Genomic DNA, 7517 nt, shown 5'->3' on the forward strand with positions numbered 1-7517 from the left:
GCGCGCCAGCCGATATCGGCCAGCAATGCGGCCGCGTGGCGATAGCGCGCCTCGTCCTCGGTCTCGTCGATGCCGAAGGCGGCAAAGGTTTTGGCGGTCCAGTCGACAAGTTCATGCGCATGGGTGACGGAGCGCGAGCGCAGGCGTGCAAGCTCCTCCGAGGCCGAAATCAGCGGATCGGCCTTCTGCTCCGCCTCGTCGAGCAGCGAATAGAGAAAGCCTTCACGCACGCCGAGCGCCGAGACGATGATCTTCGACGGCTGCATCGCCGCCATGATCTCCTGCAGCACGACGGCGCCATAGGGCAGCAGCGAACGGCGGTTCTTGGAAACGCCTTCGATGCCCTTGACCTTCTCGATCTCGGCTTTGGCCACCTGCTTGAGGAAATTCGCCGCGCTTTCGGCCGAGATCTCGTAATGGTGCATGACGCCAAGCGGATAGTTGGTCATTTCCATGTGCAGCCGGGCGAGATTTCGCCAGGTGCCGCCGACGGCGTAGAAAGGCCTGCCCTGCCCGCCTTTCAGCAGCTTGGCCTTCGCCAGTTCGTCACGCGCGATCTTCGCCGCCTGGGTCAGCGAGTTCTTCGCCATGTCCTGCAGGCGCAAGCCGCCCAGCGGCAGTGTGATGCCGTCGCCGATCGCTTCGCCGGCGACGTCGACCAGTTCGAGGCTGCCGCCGCCCAGATCGCCGGCGATGCCGTCGGCCGGATGGAAGCCGGAAATGACGCCGAGCGCCGAATAATACGCTTCCTGACGGCCGCTGATGACACGGATCTCGGTCTTCAGCACCTCCTCGGCGCGGTGGATGAAATCAGGGCCATTGACCGCCTCGCGGGCCGCGGCGGTGGCCAGCACATACATCTGCTCGGCGCCGGCCTGGTCGGAAAGCGCGCGAAAGCGACGGAACTCTTCCATCGAGCGCGTCACCGCCTCGGGGTCGAGCTTGCCGGTCGAAACGATGCCCCGGCCGAGACCGGCCAGCATCTTTTCGTTGAACAGCATGGTCGGCGAGCGCGCCAGCCCCTCATAGACGACGAGGCGGATCGAGTTCGATCCGATGTCGATGATGGACAGCGGTCGGCGGTCCTGCAGCCGGCCCTGGGAATCAGACAGCATCAGCCGGACGCTGCAGCGTTCTTCTTGCGGCGCTTGAACTGCGCAATGCGCTTGGGCGCATGCGACTTCAGCGCGTCACCCCGTCCCGACAGGCTCGGATTGGTCATGAAATATTCCTGCGCGTTGAACGGTTCCTCGCCCTCCTCCAGCACGACGCGCCGGGAGGTTCCATCAGCCAATACGTCGAAACTTTGCTGATTGTCCATGATGTTGCCCAGCATGATCTGGCCAAGGATCTGTTCGTGCACAGTTGGATTCGTGATCGGCACCATGGTTTCGACGCGGCGGTCGAGATTGCGCGGCATCAGATCGGCCGAGGAGATGTAGACGATCGCCTCGTCCGACGGCAGGCCGTGACCGTTGCCGAAACAATAGATGCGGCTGTGCTCGAGAAAACGGCCGACGATCGATTTTACGCGGATGTTTTCCGACAGGCCCGGAACCTGCGGCCTCAGGCAGCAGATGCCGCGCACGACCAGGTCGACCTCGACGCCGGCCCGGCTGGCATCGTAGAGCGCGTCGATGATAATCGGATCGACGAGTGCGTTCATCTTCATCCAGATGCGCGCCGGTTTCCCCTGCACCGCGTAGGCAATCTCGTCGGCAATGTGCTTCAGGATGCGGCTTCTCAGCGTGAACGGCGAGATCGCAAGCCGCATTTCGTCGGTCGGCTCGGCATAGCCGGTGATGAAATTGAACAGCTGGGCGACATCGCGGGCAATCGTCGGATCGGTGGTGAAGAAGGACAGGTCGGTGTAGATGCGCGCCGTTACCGGATGGTAGTTGCCGGTGCCGAGGTGCACGTAGTTGCGCAGCTTGCCGTCCTCGCGCCGCACCACCAGCGACATTTTCGAATGGGTTTTCAGCTCGAGAAAGCCGAACACGACCTGCACGCCGGCACGCTCCAGATCGCGCGCCCAGCGAATGTTGGCTTCTTCGTCGAAACGCGCCTTGAGCTCGACCAGCGCGGTGACCGACTTGCCGGCCTCGGCCGCGTCGACCAGCGCACGCACGATCGGGCTGTCATTGGAGGTGCGGTAAAGCGTCTGCTTGATCGCCACCACTTCCGGATCGGCCATCGCCTGGCGCAGGAACTGCACCACGACGTCAAACGATTCGTAGGGGTGATGGACGACGATGTCCTTCTCGCGGATGGCGGCGAAACAATCGCCGCCATGCTCGCGGATACGCTCGGGAAAACGCGGATTGTAGGGCATGAATTTCAGGTCGTCGCGAGGGACGGCGACGATCTCGGAAATCTGGCTGAGCGCCAGCGGCCCGGTGAGCACGCTGATGCGGCTCGACGACACGCCAAGCTCGCCTGCCACGAAGTCGCGCAATTCGCCAGGCATCAGCCTGTCGAATTCGATGCGGATCACCGAACCGCGCCGCCGCCGCTTCAGCGCCGTTTCGAACAGGCGCACGAGGTCCTCGGACTCCTCCTCGACCTCGATATCGCTATCGCGAATGATGCGAAACGTGCCGGAGCCCTTGACCTCATAGCCGGGGAAGAGCTTGCCGATATAGAGGCCGACCGCCTCTTCCAGCGGGATGAAGCGGACATGATGCTTGCGGTCCGGCAGGCGGATGAAGCGCTTCAGCGCCACCGGCAGGCGCAGCAGCGCGCTCATCTCCTCACCATTCTTGCGATGGCGCAATTGCAGCGCCATCGAGAAGCCGAGATTGGGAATGAACGGGAACGGGTGCGCCGGATCGATCGACAGCGGGGTGAGCACCGGGAAAACCTGTTCCTGGAAATGGTCTTCCAGCCAGATTTTCTCGTCCTTGGTCAGCGCATCGCGGGTGATGCTCTCGATGCCTTCCTTGTTGAGCAGCACGGTAAGCGCCGAAAGGCTCTTCTGCTGGTCTTCCTGCAGCCGCTCGACCTCACGCAGCAACTGTTCGAGCTGCTGTTCGGGGGTGCGGCCGTCAGGGCTCTTCAGCGTAATGCCTTCTCGTACCTGGCCGGCAAGACCGGCAACGCGGACCATGAAGAACTCGTCGAGATTGGCGGCCGAGATCGACAGGAAGCGGACGCGCTCCAGCAGCGGATGATTGAGGTTCAGCGACTCCTCGAGGACGCGCCGGTTGAACTGCAGCCAGGAAAACTCGCGGTTGACAAACCGGTCCGGATTGCCGCCCTCCGGGCGGGCCACCTCGACATCCACGAATTCGTTCTGCACCGGCTTCAGTTCGTTCATGATTCCCGCTCTTCCACACCGTCAGCCAGCTAAAGCGTCGTGCGTCATTCAGGACGCGCAAAGGACGCTCTGCCACTCCAAGGCGACGCATGGTCCTTGCCGAAAACCGATGTCGGTCTTCGGGGCCATGCGTTAACCGGCTTAACTTATCCTCTGACAGGCTTTTGCGACAGTTTCATTTCATCGAACTTGCAAAGAGGCCTGATATGATCCAGATGCAGACGAGACTGCGTTAAGGAGACGACGATGGCAGGCGGTTCCATTCCCCATTTTCAGAACGATGCGGGCTATCAGGCAATCGACATCGGCGTGAAGGAATTCATGTGCACGGGCGCCAATCCGCCTTTCGACCACCCGCATGTGTTTCTGGACATGGGCGACGACAACGAAAAAGTCTGCCCCTATTGCTCGACGCTCTACCGCTATTCTCCGAAGCTGAAGGCGACCGAGACGCTGCCGGCCGGCTGCATCTACATCGATCAGGCCGCCTGAGTCTTTCGCGACCAGCCCGATGACCGACACGCGATCCCGGCAAATTGTCATCGCCGGGGCGGGTGTCGCCGGATTGACCGCAGCGCTTGCATTCGCCGACCGCGGCTACCCTGTTCGGGTGTTCGAACAGGCGCAGCGCCTGGAAGCTGCCGGCGCCGGCATCCAGCTCTCTCCCAACGCGACACGTATCCTTCGCCAGCTTGGCGTACTCGACAAGCTGCTGCCGGCAACGGTGCGGCCGGAAGCCGTGGTGTTGAAGGAGGCCGCGACCTTGCGCGAACTGGCGCGGGTGCCGCTGGGGCAAGCCGCCGAAACGCGCTGGCAGGCGCCCTATCTCGTCGCTCACAGGGCTGATCTGCAGAGCGCGCTGATGGCACGGGTTTCCCAGATACCGGATATCCATCTTACCACCGGCGCCCGCGTCAGCAGCGCTGCCACCGGCCCCCATGGCATCACCGCGACGGCCGAGATCGACGGCAAAACCATCAAGGCTGAGGGCTTCCTGCTGATCGGAGCCGATGGTGTCTGGTCGTCGGTGCGCGCACTTGTCGATTCGGCCAAAAGGGCGGCTTTGCCAAGAAACCATTTCTCCGGCGAACTGGCCTGGCGCGCGACCATTGCCGCCGAAAGCGCTGCCGGACAAGCCTTTGCCGCGATCGGTGTAACCAATTGCGTCACCACCTTCCTGCATCCCGGCTTCCATATGGTGGCCTATCCCGTCAGCAAGGGTGCTGCCTTCAATCTCGCTGCCTTCACCAGGGGCGACCGTATTGCCGAAGGCTGGTCCGGCAATGCCGACGCCGGGATCCTGACCCGAGCCCTGCGCGGCACCGCGGCAGAACTTGCCCGCCTGGTCGAGCAGGCCGGCCCATGGACCGCATGGCCGATCCATACGGTCGACAGCAAACAACCTTGGACGACCGGCAACATGGCGCTGATCGGCGATGCCGCGCATGCGATGACGCCGTTCGCGGCGCAAGGCGCGGCGATGGCGATCGAGGATGCTGCGACGCTTGCCGACATCATCGCCGACTTCCCTGCCGACCCCCTGGCCGCACCTGCGACCTGGGAACAGTCACGGCGACCGCGTGTAGCGCAGGTCGCCCGACGCGGCGCTGTCAACCGGCTGGCCTGGCATGCCTCGGGTCCAGTGGCGATTGCGCGCAATGTGTTCCTGAAGGTGCGCTCGGAAAAGCTCGCGGCGGATCTGGATTGGCTCTATGGGTGGCGGGCAGTTGAGGCTGCTGTCAGGCGTTGAAAGCCTGACAGGCTGGCAGGACAGAGGGGGGCGCGAAGGAATGAGGCGTCTCGCATTGGCGAAACGCGACAAGACGAGACAGCTAATTATACAGCCGCATCGATAGCCCGAGCGATGCAGGCAGCGGGTTCCACCAGCCGGTGCGCAGGCCGGCGATGCGCAAGGCCGCCGCCGTCCAGGTGTTGCAGCCGACCAGTGCGTTGAAATGGCCATTGGCTTCGTAGAAGCCGTCGAACCTGGAATAGGCTGCGTCCGGAACGAGGATCGGGCCTTCCGGTCCCCGCTGGAAACTCGCATCGATGAAATCGAGCAACGCCGTGAACCGATCCTCGGTGATGTCGAACCCCGCGATATCGGGGCGCGGTTCGACGATGTCACCGGCGACATCGACATGCATGACCGACGCGTCGAGTGTCAGTGCCTTCATCACCGGCACCGCCTTCAGCTCGGACCATGTCGGCGTCTCCAGGTAGAAGGCGCGGCCGCCCCAGCCGAAGACGATGTAGCGGACCTCCGGCCTGTCGGCCGGTATGCCCGCGTCGACCAGGAAATGGAAACGCCGGCGCACGGCGTCATCGACCGGGATGGCGATATCGGTGTGGATCGGATTGTTCAGCACCAGGATGTGGCGTGTCGCGGCTGGCACGGCGGCGGCGGCCGGCCACAGCGGCCGTGGCACGAGGGTGCCCGTCGTCACAGCGAGTGCGACGAGAACCAACAGAAGACCCAGAAAACGTCCCAGTCTTTTCATTGAAAGGCGGCCCTGCAAACGCACTCCGGCGACACGAACGCCCGCCTGTTCTCCCATACGCAAAAGAGCCCGGCAGTGTTTCAGCCGGGCTCTTCGTGGCCGTCGAGGCCTAGTGCAGGATCTGCGACAGGAACAGCTTCGTGCGCTCGTGGCGCGGGTGGTCGAAGAACTCGGCCGGCGTGTTCTGCTCGACGATCTGGCCCTGGTCCATGAAGATCACCCGGTTGGCGACCTTGCGGGCGAAGCCCATCTCGTGGGTGACACACAGCATGGTCATGCCTTCCTCGGCAAGGCCGACCATGGTCTCCAGCACTTCCTTGATCATCTCCGGATCGAGCGCCGAGGTCGGCTCATCGAACAGCATGATGCGCGGGTTCATGCACAGCGAGCGGGCGATCGCCACACGCTGCTGCTGGCCACCGGAAAGCTGGCCGGGATATTTGTTGGCCTGTTCCGGGATCTTGACGCGCTTGAGGAAATGCATGGCGATTTCCTCGGCCTGCTTCTTCGGCGTCTTGCGCACCCAGATCGGCGCCAGCGTGCAGTTCTCCAGGATGGTCAGGTGCGGGAACAGGTTGAAGTGCTGGAACACCATGCCGACCTCGCGGCGCACCTCGTCGATCTTCTTGAGATCGTTGGTCAGTTCCTTGCCGTCGACGATGATCTTGCCCTTCTGGTGCTCCTCCAGACGGTTGATGCAGCGGATCATGGTCGATTTGCCGGAGCCGGAGGGGCCGCAGATGACGATACGCTCGCCGCGCATCACTTTCAGGTTGATGTCCTTCAGCACATGGAACTCGCCGTACCATTTGTGCATGGCGATGATGTCGATGGCGACATCGGTCGTGGAAATCTGCATCTTGGCGGCGTTGACCTTGATCTCTTCGGCGCTGACGGCATTTTCGGTGGCCATGACAGAATCCCCTTGTTCTTTATCGTTGGTAGTGATGCATGTCGTTATCCCAAAACCGCTATACACTTTTGGGCGACATGCATCAGCGTTTGTGGCCGGTGTCGAGCCGGCGTTCGGTGTACATTGAATAGCGCGACATGCCGAAGCAGAACAGCCAGAAGACGAAGGCGGCGAAGATCAAGCCGGACCTCGCCGTCTGCGCGGTTGCCCAGTTTGCATCGGAAAAATTCTGTTTGACGATGCCGAGCAGGTCGAACATCGAGATGATGATGACCAGGCTGGTGTCCTTGAACATGCCGATGAAGGTGTTGACGATGCCCGGGATGACCAGTTTCAGCGCCTGCGGCATGACGATGAAATACATCTTCTGCCAATAGCCGAGGCCGAGCGAATCGGCACCTTCATACTGGCCCTTGGGGATCGCCTGCAGGCCGCCGCGCACCACTTCGGCCATATAGGCCGCGGCAAACAGCGACACGCCGATCAGCGCGCGCAGGAACTTGTCGAACGAGACACCCTCCGGCAGGAACAGCGGCAGCATGACGCTGGCGAAGAACAGCACGGTGATCAGCGGGATGCCGCGCACCGTCTCGATAAAGACGACGCACAGCGTCTTGATGATCGGCATCTTGGAACGGCGGCCGAGCGCCAGCACGATGCCGAGCGGCAGCGACACGGCAATGCCGACGAAAGACAGACTGAGCGTCACCAAGAGCCCACCCCAAAGCGAGGTCTCGACATGCGGCAGGCCGAACATGCCGCCGACCAGCAGGACGAAGGCGACGAT

7 protein-coding genes are annotated in these 7517 nt (G+C 62.5%); 2 read left to right on the forward strand and 5 right to left on the reverse strand.

What is annotated here, in order from left to right; genetic code table 11:
• Both ppx and EN984_RS15170 read right to left on the reverse strand, forming a co-directional pair.
• Positions 1 to 1115: exopolyphosphatase (ppx, locus tag EN984_RS15165; RefSeq protein ID WP_127383811.1), on the reverse strand; the 1115-nt coding region annotated here is incomplete at its 3' end.
• Positions 1115 to 3316, reverse strand: coding sequence for an RNA degradosome polyphosphate kinase (locus EN984_RS15170; protein ID WP_127270759.1), 2202 nt, complete (start codon positions 3314 to 3316; stop codon positions 1115 to 1117). The genes ppx and EN984_RS15170, both read right to left, overlap by 1 nt.
• A gap of 246 nt (positions 3317 to 3562) precedes the next feature.
• On the opposite strand from EN984_RS15170, the gene EN984_RS15175 reads away from it, so the two are divergent.
• Both EN984_RS15175 and EN984_RS15180 read left to right on the forward strand, forming a co-directional pair.
• Complete coding sequence (locus tag EN984_RS15175) at positions 3563 to 3808, forward strand: zinc-finger domain-containing protein (RefSeq protein ID WP_023814125.1); 246 nt, start codon at positions 3563 to 3565, stop codon at positions 3806 to 3808.
• 19 nt (positions 3809 to 3827) lie between these two features.
• Positions 3828 to 5066: an FAD-dependent monooxygenase gene (locus tag EN984_RS15180; protein ID WP_127270761.1), complete on the forward strand. Its 1239-nt coding sequence runs from the start codon at positions 3828 to 3830 to the stop codon at positions 5064 to 5066.
• An 82-nt stretch (positions 5067 to 5148) separates the two neighbouring features.
• On the opposite strand, the gene EN984_RS15185 is transcribed toward EN984_RS15180, so the two are convergent.
• The 3 genes from EN984_RS15185 to EN984_RS15195 form a co-directional block, all read right to left on the reverse strand.
• Positions 5149 to 5817, reverse strand: a complete 669-nt coding sequence (locus EN984_RS15185; protein WP_127268985.1) for a TIGR02117 family protein — start codon at positions 5815 to 5817, stop codon at positions 5149 to 5151.
• Between the two features lie 109 nt (positions 5818 to 5926).
• The gene (locus EN984_RS15190) at positions 5927 to 6730 is read right to left on the reverse strand and encodes an amino acid ABC transporter ATP-binding protein (protein ID WP_013532420.1); all 804 of its coding nucleotides are present in this window, start codon (positions 6728 to 6730) and stop codon (positions 5927 to 5929) included.
• A gap of 82 nt (positions 6731 to 6812) precedes the next feature.
• The coding region (locus tag EN984_RS15195; protein ID WP_164765483.1) for an amino acid ABC transporter permease at positions 6813 to 7517 on the reverse strand (705 nt) is incomplete at its 5' end.

Source organism: Mesorhizobium sp. M7A.F.Ca.CA.004.12.1.1, assembly GCF_003997835.1.
GTDB lineage: Bacteria > Pseudomonadota > Alphaproteobacteria > Rhizobiales > Rhizobiaceae > Mesorhizobium.

What these genes read in the sequence shown, in the direction of transcription:
- EN984_RS15170 (WP_127270759.1), bottom strand. Translation starts at nt 3,316, where the DNA reads ATGAACGAACTGAAGCCGGTGCAGAACGAATTCGTGGATGTCGAGGTG.
- EN984_RS15175 (WP_023814125.1), top strand. Translation starts at nt 3,563, where the DNA reads ATGGCAGGCGGTTCCATTCCCCATTTTCAGAACGATGCGGGCTATCAG.
- EN984_RS15180 (WP_127270761.1), top strand. Translation starts at nt 3,828, where the DNA reads ATGACCGACACGCGATCCCGGCAAATTGTCATCGCCGGGGCGGGTGTC.
- EN984_RS15185 (WP_127268985.1), bottom strand. Translation starts at nt 5,817, where the DNA reads ATGAAAAGACTGGGACGTTTTCTGGGTCTTCTGTTGGTTCTCGTCGCA.
- EN984_RS15190 (WP_013532420.1), bottom strand. Translation starts at nt 6,730, where the DNA reads ATGGCCACCGAAAATGCCGTCAGCGCCGAAGAGATCAAGGTCAACGCC.